The organism is Paenibacillus sp. Leaf72 (assembly GCF_001422685.1).
Taxonomy (GTDB): Bacteria; Bacillota; Bacilli; order Paenibacillales; family Paenibacillaceae; genus Pristimantibacillus.
In genome coordinates this window covers 292114-309584 of the sequence record NZ_LMLV01000032.1, presented here as the reverse complement: position 1 = coordinate 309584, position 17471 = coordinate 292114, and the positions used below count along the sequence as shown (strand labels likewise).

Sequence of the window (17471 nt, the reverse complement as noted above, 5' to 3'; positions counted from 1 at the left end):
ACGGTAGAAATTCAAGGACAAAAGCGAACACTACCGTTTCTCCAACAGGCCCTTTTCACTCCGCTACGACATTTCATCACATGTGTCTGGTTTTTAAATCTTAATGATTGACTAGAACTTCCTTCTGATACGCGGCATATACCGAGCGCAGTCCTTCTTCCAGCGTAATGCTGGATTTCCAGCCGAGCCTGTTCAGCTTGGATACATCGACCAGCTTGCGCGGTGTTCCGTCAGCAACGGTTGTGTTGAATGTAATTTCCCCTTCATACCCCACGATAGAACCGATCAGCTCTGCGAGCTCTTTAATTGAGATATCTTCACCTACGCCAATATTGACGATGTCATTGCCTTCATAATGGCGCATTAAGTAGATGCAGGCATCCGCCAAATCATCGGAGTGAAGAAACTCGCGCTTCGGATTGCCGGAGCCCCATACTTCCACAGATGGCTGGCCGGATTGTTTAGCTTCATGAAATTTACGAATAAGGGCGGGCAGCACATGCGAAGTTTTTAGATCGAAGTTGTCGTTGGGCCCGTAGAGGTTCGTTGGCATAGCTGAAATGTAGGTTGTACCGTATTGCCGGTTATACGATTGGCACATTTGGATGCCGGCGATTTTAGCAATCGCATAAGGCGCATTGGTTGGCTCCAGCTCGCCTGTCAGCAAATATTCCTCTTTCAGCGGCTGCGGAGCAAATTTTGGATAAATGCAGGTTGATCCAAGAAACAGCAGCTTGCCAACACGCGTTTGATAAGCAGCATCAATGACGTTTGTTTGAATGAGCAAATTATCGCGAATAAAGTCGGCTGGGTAATCGTTGTTTGCCACGATACCGCCCACTTTAGCTGCAGCGAGAAACACATAATCGAAGGCTTCTTGCTCAAAAAAAGCGAGCACCTCATCCTTTTTGCGCAAATCCAGCTCCGCGCTAGTGCGGCAGACAAGATTTTGATAGCCTTGCTCGTGAAGGGCTCTGACGATTGCCGAGCCAACAAGCCCGCGGTGTCCCGCCACATAAATTTTAGCACCTAGTTCCATCCCTTTATTCCTCTCCCTTTTAGCGGGTGGTGCTTTTAAAATCTTTTCTTGTTTAAAGGTGAAGTGAAAAAGACGTAGCGGAATGAAAAGCTTGGACTGGAGAAGCGACAGCGTTCGCTTAAAGCTTTCCGTAGGAAAGCCGCTTCGTAAGCATTCACAATTGACCCGAAATTTCCACCGCAGATGCGGTTTAGATGGAGAAATTGGGGGTCAATGGCGATCGGAAGCCAAGCTTTTCATGCAGCGAAGCTTCTTTTTCATGCTGCCTTTTCAAAGTAAAGGTTTTAAAGCCCCGCCCCTAATACGCATCCTTTGAGCCGAACATCACCTTAACAGTCAGCAAAATAATTTTAATATCAAAAATAATGCTTCTTTGCTTAATATATTGGAGGTCAAGCTCCACCATTTCATGAAAATTCAGTTCATTTCGGCCGCTCACCTGCCATAAACCGGTACAGCCAGGCGTTACGCGCAGGCGCAGCTTGTCATAGCTGCTGTAGCTTTCGACTTCGCGCGGCAGCGGTGGACGAGGACCAACGAGCGACATTTCGCCGCGAAGCACATTCCAAAACTGCGGCAGCTCATCAATGCTCGTTTTTCGTATAAAACGGCCGATCTTCGTTATGCGCGGGTCTTCCTTCATTTTGAACATGGCGCCTTCTACTTCATTTTGGCTAAGCAAATCCTCCAGCATCTCTTCGGCATTGGACACCATGGAGCGGAATTTATACATCTTAAACGTGCGTTCATTACGTCCAACCCTCGTCTGGTAAAAGAAGATTTTGCCGCGCGGGTCCTCCAGCTTGATGAGAACAGCCACGAGAATCAGAATCGGTGATAAAATCATAATGCCTGTAGCTGCCCCGATAATATCCACTGCCCGCTTTGCCATTAAATAGAGGCGTAGCGACTTTCTTTTTTCATAGCTTGCATTAAAACCGCCTTCCAATACGGCCCTGGCATCATTGCGCTGCGGGGATGGGGGCATTCGCAATCACCTCAATTAAATAGTAGAATAACGATTCCAATACTCCAAGGTGAAACGGCTGTCGCCGTCCTCTGGCGGCGTGCGGCGTTTCAGTCCGAGAAATATAGAGAAAGTATGACGAAATCTTATACTTTCCTATATTTTAAAAAAATAGAAAGCGTGCTGCGCTAGTTTGCTTTAATCAGCTGCTCTCTGACCAAAATGTCCTCCAGAACGGATAGCAACTGGCCGCGAAGCTCTTGATTTTGCAAGGCGAAATCAAGTGTCGTTTTAATAAAGCCGAGCTTTTCGCCGACATCGTACCGAATGCCTTCGAAATCATAAGCAAAAACGCCCTGATGCTCATTCAGCTTCTGAATCGCGTCTGTAAGCTGGATCTCGCCGCTGACGCCCTCTTCCTGCTTTTCCAGAAAGCCGAATATTTCAGGGGTTAATATGTATCGCCCCATAATCGCCAAGTTCGATGGCGCCTGGCCTCTCGCCGGCTTTTCCACGAAATGGTTCACCTCATAGAGGCGGTCAAATTTTTCTAAAATGTCTACGATGCCGTAACGATCCGTCTGATCATCGGCCACCGTCTGGACGCCAATCACTGATTTTTGCGTTTTTTCATATTGCTCGATCAGCTGCTTCACGCAAGGTACTTCCGCCTGGACGATGTCATCTCCGAGCAGCACCGCAAACGGCTCATTGCCGATAAAATTACGCGCACACCATACGGCATGGCCAAGCCCCTTCGCTTCCTTTTGCCGGATGTAATGAATGTCTACATTAGAGGAGCGCCTGACTTCATCCAATAGATCGAACTTGCCTTTGCTGAACAAGTTGTTCTCCAGTTCGAACGCATGGTCAAAATGGTCTTCAATCGCCCGTTTGCCCTTGCCCGTTACAATAATGATGTCTTCAATGCCTGACGCCACCGCCTCTTCGACGATGTACTGGATCGTTGGCTTATCCACGATTGGCAGCATTTCCTTCGGCATGGCTTTCGTCGCTGGCAGGAAACGTGTTCCTAGCCCTGCTGCAGGTATGATTGCTTTTTTGACCTTCTTCATCATCCATCACCCTATCCCTATTTATTCTTTATCTATGAATGCCATTCTTAGAAGTTAAAAATGCTAGTTATTGCCTCTTGCCTATAACAAAAGGCAATAACTATTATTTTTAACAGGGCATTTAACCCTTCCTCACATCACACCCTCGACAATCATGTCTAAGGTCGCTTGACCCACAGCGTGACCGAGTGCCTACCCTGATAAAGGTGTTATAGGCATGACCTGAGCCATTCGGCTCCGTTATTCATTTACTCTTTTTTTTAAAAACAGGCTGGAGCTGACAGCTTAAGATTTGGCTGTTTCATAATATTGCAGCTGAATATCCTCGCTGTCCTTCGGATTGATTTTATTCATGACGACTCCGACAATTTGCGCCTGTACGCGGTCGAGATTCGCCTTCATCTTTTTGACCATTTCCTTCTTCACCTTGCCTGCCAGCACAACCAGGACGACGCCATCGCAAAACGCGCTTACGATAAGGGCATCGGTTACAGCGAGCACCGGCGGCGTATCGAATAAAATCACGTCATAATGCTCTTTCCACTCCTGCACGAGTGCTTTCATCCTATTAGAGCCAAGCATCTCGGAAGGATTCGGAGGAATCGGACCGGATGTAATGACCGATAAATGCTCAACCATCGTATCCATAACCGCCTCCTGCCATGAAAATTGATTGGAAATGGCACTGCTGAGGCCGATGCGATTCGGCTTGTCGAACACCTGATGCAGTGACGGCTTGCGCATATCGGCATCAACCAACAGCACCTTGCGTTCCTCTTGGGCAATCGTGACCGCCAGATTGGTAATCGTCGTCGTCTTTCCTTCATCCGGCTGAGAGGAGGCAATCATTAAAATTTGCTTGGGCGTGTCGATTTCGGCATATTGGATGTTGGTGCGAAGCGTTCGGTAAACTTCCGAAATGGGAGAATTGGGATTCGTTAACGCTACTAAATTCGTCTCACTGGTTAATCGTCGCATGCTGCCCTTCACCTACCCCTTGGTTATTCAATACACGTTTGCGGGAAGGACGGACATCTTCCTTCGTCATCTTCGGTACAGAGGCAATGACGGGAATGCCCAGCACCGCTTCAACCTCGGACTCCATCTTAAACGTGTCATCCAAATACTCAATTAAAAACACAAGTCCAATCGCCAGCATAAGCGCTGCAACAAAGCTAACCAGAATGACGAAAATGGGATTGTTGTTAATGGGATATGCAGCGGCTTTTTCATTCGCCTTATCCAGGACTGTAACGTTGTCGACCTTCATAATGAGGGGAATTTGTTCCTTGAAGACGGTGGATACTGCATTGACCATTTGTGCGGCCCGTGCATACGATTGATCTCGAATCAGCAAATCCATGACCTGCGAATTTTCAGCCGAGGAGACGGATATTCGCCCGGCCAGCTGTGCAGGTGTAATGTTCAACTCGGGATAACGCTCTGTTACCTGACCGAGTATCGTCTCTGATTTTATAATGACCTTGTACGAGTTGATCATCATAATATTCGTTTGCAGCGTTCCTACACTTGGGGAAAATTGGCCGTCAGGCAAGGCGGTTTGATTAACGAGCAGCCTGGCATGGGCTTGATAGATAGGGGTCGTAAAAAAGAAGCTTTTTACCGCTGCTGCCACACAGGCGATAAGAACAATGACCGCAACCAGCCCTATTTTTTTTCGGATCATTTTCATATATTGTTTCAACTCCACTGTTATCCCTCCACAGGCTATCCGTTTTTCTTTGTCTATTTCCCAAAAGCAGAAACTTGTCTCTTAGAGTCGAGACTTCTCAGTAGCTGACATAACGGCGTCAATCATCCATCCTTTCACTATATTTCTACAACGTCTAACGCCTGCTGCGTGATACATTATGTATTTTTACAACCCTAACTTTACGATACAATACGTATCATGTCAATAGCTTTTTCACATATTTTCATAAAATTGCGTCAGAACGTAACTGAAAGCGCAATCCGAACAAAGACAGCGTTTTCACTGAAAAACTCCGTATTCTCTGGGAAAAATGGGCCTTTTTCATAAATCAAACTAACTTATATGCGGAAATTATACATTTATTCCTGAAGGGGAGACGAGGAAAAGCCCGAAATATAGCGAGGTAGACTTGCAGACAAAATTCGATACAATATGTATATAAAAGTAGATAGAAGGTCCTGAGACTAATGGCTTCGGCCAAAAGAGGTAGATGGGAATAACCGTGTGGAAGAAGCGCTAACCATACCTATATATTGACCCCTGATCTGATCGCCACGTCTCCTATTTATTAATGAAGGCTTATAATTATCCATGTCAAAAAACAGGGCATGGGAACGAATATCGTCCCATACCCTGCTTGCTGTCCTAACTATGGCAAATGCTGCGGTACTCCTCTTAAAAAAAGTCCATCAAAAACGTCTTATGCTGCGGTATCCGGCGTTCGAGCAGCGCAGCAGCTTCCGTATCGCCCGTTATCCGTCCCGCTTCTGCAAGCCAGGAGGCTTTACGGCCACCAAGCAGCAGCGCTGACAAGGTCTGGATATCCAAGGCTAGCTGAGGAGCAGCCTGCGCTTGCTTGCTGCCCGAGTATTCTTCGCCAGTTCTCGTCAAACGTGCCGAACCAGCTGCATCGAATGCTAACCGGAATTGGCCGTTGTTCCATTCGGCGTGCGCATCTGTAATGACAAGCTCCAATGCCTCTTCCTGCTCGCACGAAGCGAAAGGATACTGGCTCACGAAAGCTTCCGCATCCACAATCCGCGTCATAAAATAAGACTGCAGCTCCTGCTTGATTCTCGGGTCCGGCAGCAGAAATGGCAGTGGATCATCATTTGCCACCGTCACAGTAACTTCATCCAGCATGGAGTCATGATTGCTAATGAATGTCCAAATCGCAGTGCGAGCTTCCTCTGTTGGTACAGCCAGCTCGTGAATCGTCATTTTACGGTTTTCGATTTGATAGCTCACATATCCTGCCACCTCATCGTCCGCATTATAATATACGGCTGTATGGCCAGGCTTGTTGAGTACTCGCTGAGCCCACCACTCGGATGTTCTAACAAGCGTTCCCGTATACCGTGATACAAACTTGGCGTACACCTGATCCAGCAGCGCACTATCCACCTCTGCCAGCCGCTGAATTCGTCCGCTTGTCGCTTTACGCAGAGGAAGCTGGCCTGCTGCAATCGTATACGCCTTGCGCTCCACCGTCATCTCCCAGCCGAATTTTCGATAGAAGGCAAACGCAAACGGATGCAGCATGCTTACCGTCTGCCCCGCACCTTTCATTAACTCAAGCGACCGTTTCAATAATTCGCTTACACAGCCAAGCCTTCTCGCCTCCGGCCATGTCGCAACTCCCGCAAGCCCGCCCATAGCGAACGGCTTGCCTTGCACCCAAATTTGCAGTGGCAGCAAAGTAAGTGCCGAGAGAAGCTGCCCTTGCTCATCGAATGCGCCCAGCTCCTGCTCCGGGCGGAATTTTTGCTCGTCCTGCTCCCGCTGGCTAGGTGAAAGCTTAAATTGAAAGGCATATTCGGACAGCTTCAATCTTTCCTCAAAATGTTTGGCTTCCAGTGCTCTGATCTCCATCTCTAATAGCCTCCTTGTTTTCCCCTTTTTCTCTATTCGCTCTGCTTTCAAGCGCATCCTATTCCATCTGCTTCTATCATACATTAGGGAGCGGGTTAGCGGCAAAAGAAAAGCCGCCAGGCCATGAACCATGACCGGCGGCTTGCGCTAATACAAGGACAGCGAGCAGCTTATTTCGCTTGCGAGCTTCGATAGTCGGCGAGAAACTTCTCAATGCCGATATCCGTCATCTCTATTGTTGAAAAAATAATTTGATTTCGCGAGCAGCGCTTTCATCTGAGTCAGAGCCATGTATGATGTTGCTTTCTACGGTTAACGCATAATCGCCGCGAATCGTTCCGGGCTGGGCTTCCTTCGGATTGGTTTTGCCAATAATGTTTCTTGCATTTTGCACCGCATCCGGTCCTTCCAAAATCATCGCAAACACTTTGCCCGAAGTAATGAAATCTACCAATTCGCCGAAAAATGGCTTTTCGACATGCTCCACATAATGCTGCTTGGCAAGGGCAACATCTACATTCATCAGCTTGGCCTGCACAATCTCAAACCCTTTTCCCTCAAACTTTGCTACGATATGGCCAATTAGGCCGCGTTTAACCCCATCTGGTTTCACCATTACAAAAGTACGACTCATACGCTAACTTCCTCTCTTCTATTCTAAACTGTTTTTATCCATTTCATTTCCTGTCTGATCTAATGCTAGATTACGGACGGCAAGGATCAATTATAGAATAATCTGACTTTTCAAAGATTTCGTCGAAATCCTCAATTCCTTTTTCCAAAATGATCGCTGCTTCTTTTTCGGTAATCGGAACTGCCCATAAGAGTGGAAAAACTTCGCTGCCGACCTGCAGCTCCTCCAAGCTATCGCTTTCACCGCGCAGCTCATCAAGCAACAAAGCTTTCGCATGCCAGTTCTCCGGCGCTAAAGCACTTGAGCCCATGACGAGAGGTACGGACAAGTCGGTGGCGCTTTCAATATGATGAGCGATTAAATCGGCAAAATAATTAAAAATCCGATCTGCCTTCTCTCCGCCCAAATCCGATGGAAGAGCCATCATCCATTCACAGGCTGCGGGCTGCCCGGACTTGTAAACCGTATTGGACAAGCCAATTGTCACAAATCTTGAAACCCCTCCCCTATCAGGAAAAAGGTACATTTCAATATAGACGCCGCTCTCCATCTTGGACATGATTACCCGATATTCGGGCATGCCCCACTGCTCCATATAAGCACTAAGCAAAATGCTTCTGCGAACATCAAAGGCAAACCTATCATTTTCAGCAAAAAATTCCATTTTCATCAAAGCACCCTATCGCAAAAGCGGTTTGTTCGGTAAGTAATGAAGCGACTTCACGTAACGGATTGTACGTGTTTTGGCCCGCATGACGATGGAATGTGTTTCCGCCCGCTGATCGGGCAAATAACGAACACCGCCCATAAATTCGCCTGGTGTTACGCCAGTAGCAGCGAAAATCACATCATCCGTGCCGACCATATCGTTGATATACAAAATTTTGCGAGGATCAGACAGCCCCATAGAAATGCAGCGCTCATACTGCTCTTCATTTTCCGGCATGAGACGGCCTTGAATTTCTCCGCCCAGACATTTAAGTGCGGCAGCTGCCAGCACACCCTCAGGCGCGCCGCCAGAGCCTACATACAAATCAATACCCGCTTCAGGAAAGGACGGTGCCATCGCGCCCGCTACGTCTCCATCTGACAGAAACTTGATTCGCACGCCTGCTTTGCGCAGCTCTAGAATGGTATCTGCATGACGCTCTCTGTCGAGAATCATGACGGTGAGGTCAGATACTGGCTTATCAAGGGCGAGGGCCGCTTTTTCAAGCGTTGTCACGATCGGATCGCGCAGCGACAGCTTCCCGGCAAGTGCGGGGCCCACTGCGAGCTTCTCCATATACATGTCAGGCGCATGCAGCAATTGGCCCTTCGGCGCTACAGCAAGGACAGCCATCGCATTATTCAATCCTTTGGCAACGATTTCAGTTCCCTCCAGCGGGTCTACTGCCACGTCAACCTCAGGACCGTTCATGCTGCCGACCTGCTCTCCGATATACAGCATCGGCGCCTCATCCATTTCGCCTTCGCCAATTACAACGGTTCCACGGATCGATACGGTGTCGAACATGCTGCGCATTGCTTCCGTTGCCGCGCCGTCTGCGCTATGCTTGTCCCCGCGTCCCATCCAAGGAGAAGCCGCAAGTGCGGCAAGCTCCGTTACTCGTATAAGCTCCAAAGATAATTCGCGTTCCAGCATCTGTAATCTCCCTCTCCTTCGTATTGCCAACTTTTCGTCATCTATACCTCTTCGCACAGCAACCCTGGAAGTGTGGTGGAAAAAGGCTGCGCTGCTAGCTGTTCATCATTTCTATAATAATGCCAGCTGTTTCCTCAATAGCCCGGCTCGTTACATCGATGACTGGACAGCCAAGCTCCTCCATGACGCGTGACGCATGATTAAGCTCCTCCATGATGCGTTCCATGGAAGCGTATTGGGCCGAACCCGGCAAGCCCAGCGTCTTCAGACGCTCGGAGCGAATGTGCAGCAGCTGCTCTGGCTGCATCGTCAAGCCGACAATAAGGCGGCCTGGCAGCGGATACAACTCAGCAGGCGGCTTCACCTCGGGCATCAGCGGCAAATTCGCTGCCTTAATGCCTTTGTGGGACAAGAATACGCTAAGCGGCGTCTTCGACGTCCGCGATGCCCCAATCAGCACCACTTGGGCCTGTATAAATCCTCTTGCATCTTTGCCATCATCGTATTTAACCGCAAACTCAATCGCTTCCATACGGCGATAATATTCATCATCCATTGAATGGAGCAAGCCTGGCTTACGCTTCGGAAAGCTGCCAAAGGTATCCACGTAGGCTTGCATCATCGGTCCCATCACATCGACTGCGCGTACACCCCAGCGTAAAGCTTCTTCCTTCATCAGCTCGCGCAGCTCCGGCTGTACGAGGGTATAGCTGATAAAGCCGCCGGTGCGGGCTGCTTCAGCAACAACCTGAATAACCTCATCCTCCGTCTTCATATGGCCATAACGTTTAATTTTGACATGCTCCGAAGAAAACTGCCGCAGCGTTGCTTTCGCCACTGCCTCTGCTGTCTCGCCCACCGCATCGGAGCACACGTATATGATTTCTTCTGTCATAAACCTTGTTCCCCCAGTTCCTCTGCTGCTGCGATGTCCGACATCAGACGAATAATATTGGATTTGGACACCCAACCGGTAACCTCGGGACCTTGACCGGACTCGTCCACCGACGTAATAACCGGCAAACAGTCCACTTGATGTAAAATCATTTTGCGAATCGCATCCGCCACCGAATCATCACTGGAAAGCGTCACGATATTCGGAAAACGCGTCATAACCATGCTTACAGGAATGGATGCAGCTCCCGCATTGCCTAGCGTAATTTTCAGCAAATCCTTAGGCGTTACGATGCCGACAAATTTTTTCTCTTCATTAACAATCAGCAGCGTATCCGCATTTTCGGTAAACAGAGTGATTACAGCATCATGAACGGAAAGCGTATCCGGTATGTTCACTGGTACTCCTTGTATTTCGGCAACCTTCATATGATCAAAGCGCTGCCTCGTTTCCGAATTGTCCACGCCGCGGTAGGCATTGCCTAGGAAATAACCGACTTTCGGCTTGGCATCAAGAAGCCCCAGCATCACGAGCAGCGAAAAATCCGAGCGCAGAGTAGGACGGCTCACGCCTATATAATCTGCAAGTTGCTCTCCGGTAACAGGCGCATGCTTCTTTACCAGCTCAATAAGCTCTAACTGCCTGGATGATAGCTGTATAACGTTCTCTCCCCCTCTCGACCATATCTATCTATAAGATAGTCATCATATTGAATGGTCATTATCCGCAATTAATATAACACATATAAATATGATGCACAATATATAAGACAACATAATGCTATTAGTGTTTCTGATAGCGTATGAAAGAGAACGATATAATGCTCATAAATCCCCTTTTCGAGAAAAATGACCGCTATATGACGCCCCTTGCCCCTCAGGCGCAAGTGAATCCCACATTTATGGGATGGTGCATTCTCCTCCACCCTCTATAATTGAGAATGATTCTTAACAAAACCACACAAACACTTAAGGAGTTGGACAAACGAATGGGTACATTTCGTCACCAGATCAGCAGGCTGCTAATGGCAGGGACACTTGCTGTATCCATGATTATTGCCGGCTGTTCCAGCAGCGAGAAGGAGCCCCAGGCTTCAAGCCCTGCTTCGAATGCAACGGCGTCAGCGGAAACATCGGCAGAAACCGCTGCACAGCAGCAGGCAACAGCAACAGCAGCACCAGCACAGGAAGCACAGGCTGTCACTTTTCTAACGCCAAAGGCGCCTTCGCTCATTCCAGCACTTCTTGCAGCAGACAAGCCTGCGGATACGATTGCGCTTAAAATAGAAACTTGGGATACGATTGAGCAGTTGCTCGCCCGCGTCCAAAACGGCGATGCCGCCTTTATTGCAGCTCCGCTTAATGTGGGCAGCAATCTTTATGCCAAAGGCTTGCCGGTTCAGCTCATTCAAGTCAATACATGGGGCTCCATGTACCTCATATCGACGGATACGGAAAAACAAACGCTCGCCGATCTTGCAGGCGAAACCGTCTATATTCCCGGCCAAGGCGGCCCTCCCGACACGTTGACGAAATATTTGATTAGCGAAGCAGCACTTGCTTCGGATATTGAGCTCGCCTATTCGACGATTCCGGATATGATGCAGCAGCTTGCTGCGGGTACGATCAAGCATGCCGTGCTGCCGGAGCCATTCCTTAGCGGACTGCGCATGAAGCTGGGAGGCAAGCTGTCCGAGGTGGTCGATTATGATGCGGAATGGCAGAAAGCATTTGGCGAAAGCTTGCCGCAAACCGGCGTATTCGTGAACCGCGAATGGGCCAAAACCAATAAAGAAGCAATTGCCGCCTTCCAAAGCCAGTATAAATCAGCGCTCGAGGAAGCCATTCTGCCAGGCGCTAATTTAACTGCGGCTGCCGAAGCCTTCGGCATGCCGGAAGCTGTTTTGACGCAGGCCATGGGCAAAATTACACTTTCCTTCAAGACAGCTGCGGAATCACGTCAAGAAACGGATCGCTACTTCGATATATTGCTGAAAATGGCGCCAGAGTCGGTCGGGGGCAAGCTGCCGGATGATGGCTTCTACTACGCGCCGTAATGGCTTGCGGCCAATAAGCGCCGCATTGCTCCTGCTGCTCGTTTGGGCGGGGGCGGCGCGTTTGTATCCGCCGGTCATTTTGCCCGGTCCCATCGAAACGCTGCAAGCATTGGCAGCACTCGTTGCCGAAGGAGCACTGTGGGAGCCGCTGAAGCGGACCATCGCCCGTTTTGCCGCAGGCTTCGCGCTCGCCTTCCTGCTTGGAGCCGGACTAGGCGTGGCTGCCGGATGGCGGGACAGCGTACAGGCATATATTCGCCCCGCCATTTCACTGCTTCAGGCGGTACCGCCTGTGTCTTGGATGCTGTTAGCCATCATGTGGCTGGGCACGAATGGCGGGGCACAGGTGCTAATCGTCACGATTGCGCTTGTTCCTGTTTTCTTTTTCAATACGGTCGAAGGGGTCAGGCAGGCTCCGCGCGAGCTGCTGGAAATGGCCGCTGTGTACCAAGTAGGCGCAGGCAAACGAATTGCCGGCATTTATATGCCCGCATTGAAGCCCTTCTGGTCGGCCGCTGTTATGGTCAATCTCGGTATGGGCTGGAAAACGGTTGTCATGGCGGAGCTTATTAGCGGTCATACGGGGATCGGCGCGTCGATGAATACGGCGCGAATTTATTTGGAAATACCGGACGTTATGGCATGGACGCTCGTCATTGCCCTGCTCGGCCTTTCAATGGAGCAGATCGCACGAAAGCTGCTCCATCGCAAAGAACCGGCAGCTGCCGATTAACATGATCTAGAAGGAGAAACGCTGATGCAATTCGTCAACATCAAGCTGACCTTTGGCGGCAAAACCGTTTTCCAAGATTTTTCCCTGCAATTGGGCGAAGGAAACATCACCTGCCTGATGGGCGCCTCCGGCATTGGCAAAACCTCGCTTCTTCGCTGTGCAGCAGGCTTGGAGAAGCCCGAGCAAGGCCGGGTGATTCGCAACAGCAGCATCAACAAGCATCGCATTAGCTGCGTGTTCCAAGAGCCACGTTTGCTGCCCGGCAAAACGGTGCTCGAAAATGTACTTTGGGTGCTAGGTCCAAACAGCGCCAAGCCTGCTAAAAACAGCTGCACACCCGATAAGGTCATGGAGCTGCTTCGCGAAGCAGGACTTGCGGCTGCCATCCATCACTACCCCCACCAGCTCAGTGGCGGCATGCGGCAGCGTGTTTCGCTCGTGCGGGCATTCGCCGCCAGCCCTGATTTGCTGCTGATGGATGAGCCGTTTCAAAGTCTTGATCCGGCCGCAAGGCTTAACATGCAGCAGCTTCTGCTCAAGCTGTGGGAGATGGACAAGCCCACCGTGCTTCTCGTCACCCATGACTGCGAAGAAGCTTTACGGCTTGGTTCGAGAATCGTTCTGCTAGCAGGCTCCCCCGCCTCAATAGCCTTGGACATTCATGAAGCCCATCATCTGATCCAAGTCAGCGAAGAATACCAAACGAGCAACATGCGCCCTGCGGAGACAAGCCTCGGATCAGCTTTCAACGAAGCAGATCAACAGCTCCTGAAGCAGCTCATTGGCGCGGAAACCTAAATTTAAACCTAAACCTAAGAAGCCAGCAGGCCTCGGGAAGCTTTTCCCGGCTCTGCTGGCTTCTTTTTCTTCATTATTAAGCGATCTATGTTATTCCTCTGTCATCTCCAGGAACAGCTTTACATCGGCCGTCGTCAACGCGACCGCCTCCCGCCAGAAATCGGGCTCCTCCAAATTGACGCCCAAATGCTTTTGCGCCAAATCCTCAACCGTCATGCGGCCGGTATCTTGCAGCAGCGCCACATAGCGGTCGGCAAAAGCTGCCCCTTCCTTCACGGCCCGTGCGTAAATGCCCGCGCTGAACAAGTAGCCGAACGTATACGGGAAGTTGTAGAAAGGCACATCTGTGAAGTAGAAATGCAGCTTTGAAGCCCAGAACAGCGGGTGCACCTGTCCGAATGCGCCGCAGAACGCTTCACGCTGCGCTTCCTCCATCAGCTTGTTGAGCTCATCTACGGTCAGCATGCCTTCGGCACGACGCTCATAGAAACGAGTCTCGAACAAAAACCGCGCATGGATATCCATGAAAAAGGATACCGCGCTGCTCAATTTTTCTTCCAGCAGAGCGATTTTCTCATCTTTGTCCGTAGCTGCCTTAAGCGCGGAATCCGATACGATCAGCTCTGCGAACGTCGAGGCTGTTTCGGCCACATTCATCGCATATTCCTGCGAATAGGCTGGCAAATCATTCATCACATGCTGATGGTAAGCATGTCCCAGCTCATGCGCAAGTGTCGACACATTCGATGCGGTACCCGAATACGTCATAAAAATTCTTGTCTCTTTGCTTTTCGGCAATGAAGTACAGAAGCCGCCAGGACGCTTGCCCGGACGATCCTCGACCTCGATCCATTGGTCTACAAATGCTTTTTCTGAAAAAGCGGCCAGCTCCGGGCTGAACTTCGCAAACTGCTCTAAAATTTGCGCCGCGCCCTCGTCATAGCTGACGACCTTCTCCGCCGTACCGATGGATGCATACATATCGTGCCAATCCATTTGCTCGACACCAAGCAGCTTCGCTTTGCGCTGCATATATTTAACCAGCTCCGGCTTGCCCTCGTTGATCGCCGACCACATAGCCCCGATCGTCTTCTCGCTCATCCGGTTCATTTGCAGCGGCTCCTTGAGCGCTGAGTCCCAGCCCCGCTTGCCATACAATTTCAGGCGGAAGCCGGAAATCCGGTTCAAGGCGTCTGCGCACAGATCAGCCTGCTCGCCCCATTCCCGTTCCCACTCGGCAAAAGCCGCCTGACGAACCGAACGGTCACTCGCTGACAGCTTATTAAACATCTGTCCTGCCGACAGCTCGCGCTTCTCGCCATCTGCCCCGACATCATTGAATTTCGCCCGCGATACGACGAGATTGTACAAATCTCCCCAGCCATGATAGCCGTCTACCGCCATATCTTCGATTAAAGACTCCAGCTCTGGAGACAGCTTCTCCTTCGCTTGCTCGCGGCGCTCCGTCAAGCTGAATGCAATCTCAGCCGCTGGTCCCTCGCTGATCCATGCTGTCCAGCTTGCATCATCAACGCTGCGCAGCACATTATCATAGCGCGTCAATGCGCCTTGGAAGGCCGCATTCAGCGTCTTGATGCGATCATTCAAGGCGGTTGCAGCTTTGTCCTTCATATTTTGCGCGGTCAAACAAGCTACGAATGAATCCGACTGGCGCATCCGCAGCAAAACCGACTGCACAAGCTCCGTTGCCCTGTTTAAATAAGCGGCTCCCTCCTGCGGTGCTGCAAGCAGTCCTTCTAGCTCCGACAGTTCCTGCTGCACCGCAGCCATCTCCGCTGCAAAAGCCTCCGAGCCCGCTCCTCCTGCATAAATCGAGTCCAAATTCCATGTTAATGAATAATGACCAACTGACATCCGTCTATCTCCTCTCCTAGCCCAATCTTCCTTAATGACTAAATCAACCAAGGTGAAACGGCTATCGCCGTCCTTTGGTGGCGCAGCGCGTTTCAGTCCGAGAAATATAGAGAAAGGATGAGAAAATCATATACTTTCCTATATTTCAAGCGTAAACGGCTGAAGCCGTCCTTCGGCGGCAAAGCTGTCGTTTCAAGGGTGAAATATAAGCCTATTTATAGGTGTGAAACTTATTAATGCTTATATTTCATTAAAAACCGCCCGTAAGATTCGCTTTTCATTTGCGCATTCTTTGGAGGCGGTGTATAACTTAATTATATACAGATTGGAGGATTTCTACCATGTCCCAGCCTTTACAAATTTCAGCGGATACTGCAATCAAGCTGTCCAAGCAGCTCGGCATCCCGATTGAGCACTTAATGCATATGCCAAAACATATTTTGCTGCAAAAGCTCGGTGAGCTCGCCAAAGCCGAAGCCGAAGCCGAAGCCGAGGCTAACACAGCCGCTGCGAACCCATCAGAAGATGAAGCTTCAGGAGACAAGCCTGTATGATTCCGTTTGAGAACACCTGGCCCTACGACATTATGATGAATGACATCTATGTACATGATTGCCCGTTTTGCCAGGCCAGCAATGTGCTAATCCCGATTCGTCCCAAGGAAATCCCGCTCATCCAGCAAGGCAAAAAAAAGCTGCTGGTCTTTCCCTGCTGCCACAACCGAGTAACGATTATCGATGTAGATGGCGACTACTTGCTGGCAACCGAGCGCTTGCGCAAGCTGGACGGCTAACTCGTTAGCGCGGACAGGTCCTATCACATATCCGAAGCATCCTGCTCCCGTTCAACTAATGGAAGCCTCGGACTATTAGCCGCTTGCCGCATAGCAAAAACAAGAAGCTTCCACACCCGCTGCTTACAGCGGAAATGCGGAAGCTTCTTCATTCGTTCCAGGCTGCTTCAAGCTTGCTTGAAGCGTATTATGCAGATGTCAGCTCGCCATGCGGCTCTTGCTCCAGCATTCTGCTCGTTTCCTGTTCCTCGCGAATGAGCTGCCACTGCTCGCGGCTCGCCCGTATCATCGCGGCATCCATAATGCGCTTGTCATTGACGATGCGCGAGAACCAGCGTACAGCCTCTGCGCGTTCGCCGATGCGTCTGTTCAGCTCGCCAATCAAATACATCAGCTTGGCCCCATTGAGCTCCGCGCCTTCCCCTTCAAAAACTTTCACATACGCTTGCAGCGCAAATCTCAGAAAACGCTGCTCCTGGGCGTGGTTGCCCTCATAGCGGTACAACCATGCAATGTGATGCAAAATGCCAGCGATCACACGCGGGGATTCGCCCACCGATTGAGCCGACAACAGCGCCAGCTTGTACGTCGCCATAGCCTGCTGCAGCGAGCGCTCACCGCTGAACTCACGAGCAACCCAGCGCGAGCCGACATTTTCATAATAGCTCAGCTTCTGTTTATCGCTCAGCCGTTCTGTGCCATTCTCTGTCGATGCATAACCGCAAGTTGGGCATACGCGAACGACATAATAATCGGGATTTATATCCGCTTTATAATAACCGCAGAAGTCTGTGTCTGACTTCACCGCTTTCTTAAAACTAGGACGCACGCGCGAGGTCATAAAACTTGTCTCACAGCAAATGCATTGTACTTTCGTTTCATATAGCGGTTCCATACAGACCACATCTCCTATTCTGGTGTGTTTACAAAATGATGGGCAGGTCCTGATAGTCTTTCGATAACAAATTGTCTCAGCTCGTCTTCAATGCCTACTTCCTGAAGCGCTCTGTTCATGCAATCCAGCCAAGCTTCGGCACGCGCAGGCGTAATCTCGAATGGCATATGCCGTGCACGCATCATCGGATGCCCGAAAGCATCGGAGAATAACGTCGGCCCTCCAAAAAACTGGGTGAGAAACATATGCTGCTTCTCCATCACCGGATTAATATCTTCCGGAAACAATGGACCGAGTAATGGATGTGCCTGTACCTTTGGGTAGAACGACTCTACAATAAGCCTTAAAGACCTATCTCCACCAAGTGCTTCATAGAGGCTTATATTCCTATTCATCGACATTTTCAGCTCCAATTTGTAGGTATTTAGTATTATATCATAGAAAAATTTGACTGTCTCAACCTTTTTTCTCCGTATCAC

19 protein-coding genes are annotated in these 17471 nt (G+C 49.9%); 5 read left to right on the top strand and 14 right to left on the bottom strand.

Annotation, left to right across the window (positions count from 1 at the left end; genetic code table 11):
• Positions 1–100 precede the first annotated feature (100 nt).
• The 11 genes from ASF12_RS26800 to ASF12_RS26750 all read right to left on the bottom strand — a co-directional run bounded on the left by ASF12_RS26800 (position 101) and on the right by ASF12_RS26750 (position 10501).
• A complete protein-coding gene (locus ASF12_RS26800) occupies positions 101–1039 on the bottom strand; it encodes a GDP-L-fucose synthase family protein (protein ID WP_056041291.1) in 939 nt (312 codons plus the stop codon).
• A 298-nt stretch (positions 1040–1337) separates the two neighbouring features.
• Positions 1338–2027: a sugar transferase gene (locus tag ASF12_RS26795; RefSeq protein ID WP_081419068.1), complete on the bottom strand. Its 690-nt coding sequence runs from the start codon at positions 2025–2027 to the stop codon at positions 1338–1340.
• A gap of 167 nt (positions 2028–2194) precedes the next feature.
• Positions 2195–3082, bottom strand: coding sequence for a UTP--glucose-1-phosphate uridylyltransferase GalU (gene galU, locus ASF12_RS26790; protein ID WP_056041290.1), 888 nt, complete (start codon positions 3080–3082; stop codon positions 2195–2197).
• Between the two features lie 285 nt (positions 3083–3367).
• Positions 3368–4060 carry a CpsD/CapB family tyrosine-protein kinase gene (locus tag ASF12_RS26785; protein ID WP_056041288.1) on the bottom strand — a complete coding sequence of 231 codons (693 nt, stop codon included), beginning with the start codon at positions 4058–4060 and terminating at the stop codon, positions 3368–3370.
• Positions 4041–4793, bottom strand: a complete 753-nt coding sequence (locus ASF12_RS26780; RefSeq protein WP_056041286.1) for a YveK family protein — start codon at positions 4791–4793, stop codon at positions 4041–4043. The genes ASF12_RS26785 and ASF12_RS26780 overlap by 20 nt, the downstream gene beginning before the upstream one ends.
• 678 nt (positions 4794–5471) lie before the next feature.
• Complete coding sequence (locus tag ASF12_RS26775) at positions 5472–6668, bottom strand: GNAT family N-acetyltransferase (RefSeq protein WP_056041284.1); 1197 nt, start codon at positions 6666–6668, stop codon at positions 5472–5474.
• 232 nt (positions 6669–6900) lie between these two features.
• Positions 6901–7302, bottom strand: a complete 402-nt coding sequence (gene ndk / locus ASF12_RS26770; protein ID WP_056041281.1) for a nucleoside-diphosphate kinase — start codon at positions 7300–7302, stop codon at positions 6901–6903.
• A 70-nt stretch (positions 7303–7372) separates the two neighbouring features.
• A complete protein-coding gene (locus ASF12_RS26765; protein ID WP_155973482.1) occupies positions 7373–7972 on the bottom strand; it encodes a suppressor of fused domain protein in 600 nt (199 codons plus the stop codon).
• Between the two features lie 9 nt (positions 7973–7981).
• The gene (gene glpX / locus ASF12_RS26760; RefSeq protein WP_056041492.1) at positions 7982–8944 is read right to left on the bottom strand and encodes a class II fructose-bisphosphatase; all 963 of its coding nucleotides are present in this window, start codon (positions 8942–8944) and stop codon (positions 7982–7984) included.
• 97 nt (positions 8945–9041) lie between these two features.
• On the bottom strand, positions 9042–9842 hold the full coding sequence (locus ASF12_RS26755) for a pyruvate, water dikinase regulatory protein (protein ID WP_056041279.1): 801 nt from the start codon (positions 9840–9842) through the stop codon (positions 9042–9044).
• On the bottom strand, positions 9839–10501 hold the full coding sequence (locus tag ASF12_RS26750) for a CBS domain-containing protein (protein ID WP_081419067.1): 663 nt from the start codon (positions 10499–10501) through the stop codon (positions 9839–9841). Before ASF12_RS26750 ends, ASF12_RS26755 begins: the two co-directional genes overlap by 4 nt.
• A gap of 329 nt (positions 10502–10830) precedes the next feature.
• Here ASF12_RS26750 and ASF12_RS26745 point away from each other — a divergent pair, with 329 nt between their 5' ends.
• The 3 genes from ASF12_RS26745 to ASF12_RS26735 are packed head-to-tail and all read left to right on the top strand — an operon-like array spanning position 10831 to position 13429.
• Complete coding sequence (locus tag ASF12_RS26745; protein ID WP_056041276.1) at positions 10831–11898, top strand: ABC transporter substrate-binding protein; 1068 nt, start codon at positions 10831–10833, stop codon at positions 11896–11898.
• Complete coding sequence (locus tag ASF12_RS26740; RefSeq protein WP_056041275.1) at positions 11873–12631, top strand: ABC transporter permease; 759 nt, start codon at positions 11873–11875, stop codon at positions 12629–12631. Before ASF12_RS26745 ends, ASF12_RS26740 begins: the two co-directional genes overlap by 26 nt.
• Before the next feature lie 24 nt (positions 12632–12655).
• Complete coding sequence (locus ASF12_RS26735) at positions 12656–13429, top strand: ABC transporter ATP-binding protein (protein ID WP_056041273.1); 774 nt, start codon at positions 12656–12658, stop codon at positions 13427–13429.
• Between the two features lie 90 nt (positions 13430–13519).
• On the opposite strand, the gene ASF12_RS26730 is transcribed toward ASF12_RS26735, so the two are convergent.
• On the bottom strand, positions 13520–15304 hold the full coding sequence (locus ASF12_RS26730; protein WP_056041270.1) for a M3 family oligoendopeptidase: 1785 nt from the start codon (positions 15302–15304) through the stop codon (positions 13520–13522).
• Positions 15305–15645: 341 nt separating this feature from the next.
• On the opposite strand from ASF12_RS26730, the gene ASF12_RS26725 reads away from it, so the two are divergent.
• Entirely contained in the window at positions 15646–15858 is a 213-nt protein-coding gene (locus ASF12_RS26725; protein WP_056041269.1) for a YycC family protein, read from the top strand.
• Positions 15855–16097: a hypothetical protein gene (locus ASF12_RS26720; RefSeq protein WP_056041267.1), complete on the top strand. Its 243-nt coding sequence runs from the start codon at positions 15855–15857 to the stop codon at positions 16095–16097. The genes ASF12_RS26725 and ASF12_RS26720 overlap by 4 nt, the downstream gene beginning before the upstream one ends.
• A 187-nt stretch (positions 16098–16284) precedes the next feature.
• Here ASF12_RS26720 and ASF12_RS26715 read toward each other — a convergent pair whose 3' ends face one another.
• Together ASF12_RS26715 and ASF12_RS26710 are read right to left on the bottom strand one after the other, a co-directional pair.
• Complete coding sequence (locus ASF12_RS26715) at positions 16285–16992, bottom strand: DUF2225 domain-containing protein (RefSeq protein ID WP_056041266.1); 708 nt, start codon at positions 16990–16992, stop codon at positions 16285–16287.
• A 14-nt stretch (positions 16993–17006) separates the two neighbouring features.
• A complete protein-coding gene (locus tag ASF12_RS26710) occupies positions 17007–17387 on the bottom strand; it encodes a globin domain-containing protein (protein ID WP_172455524.1) in 381 nt (126 codons plus the stop codon).
• Positions 17388–17471: the final 84 nt, after the last annotated feature.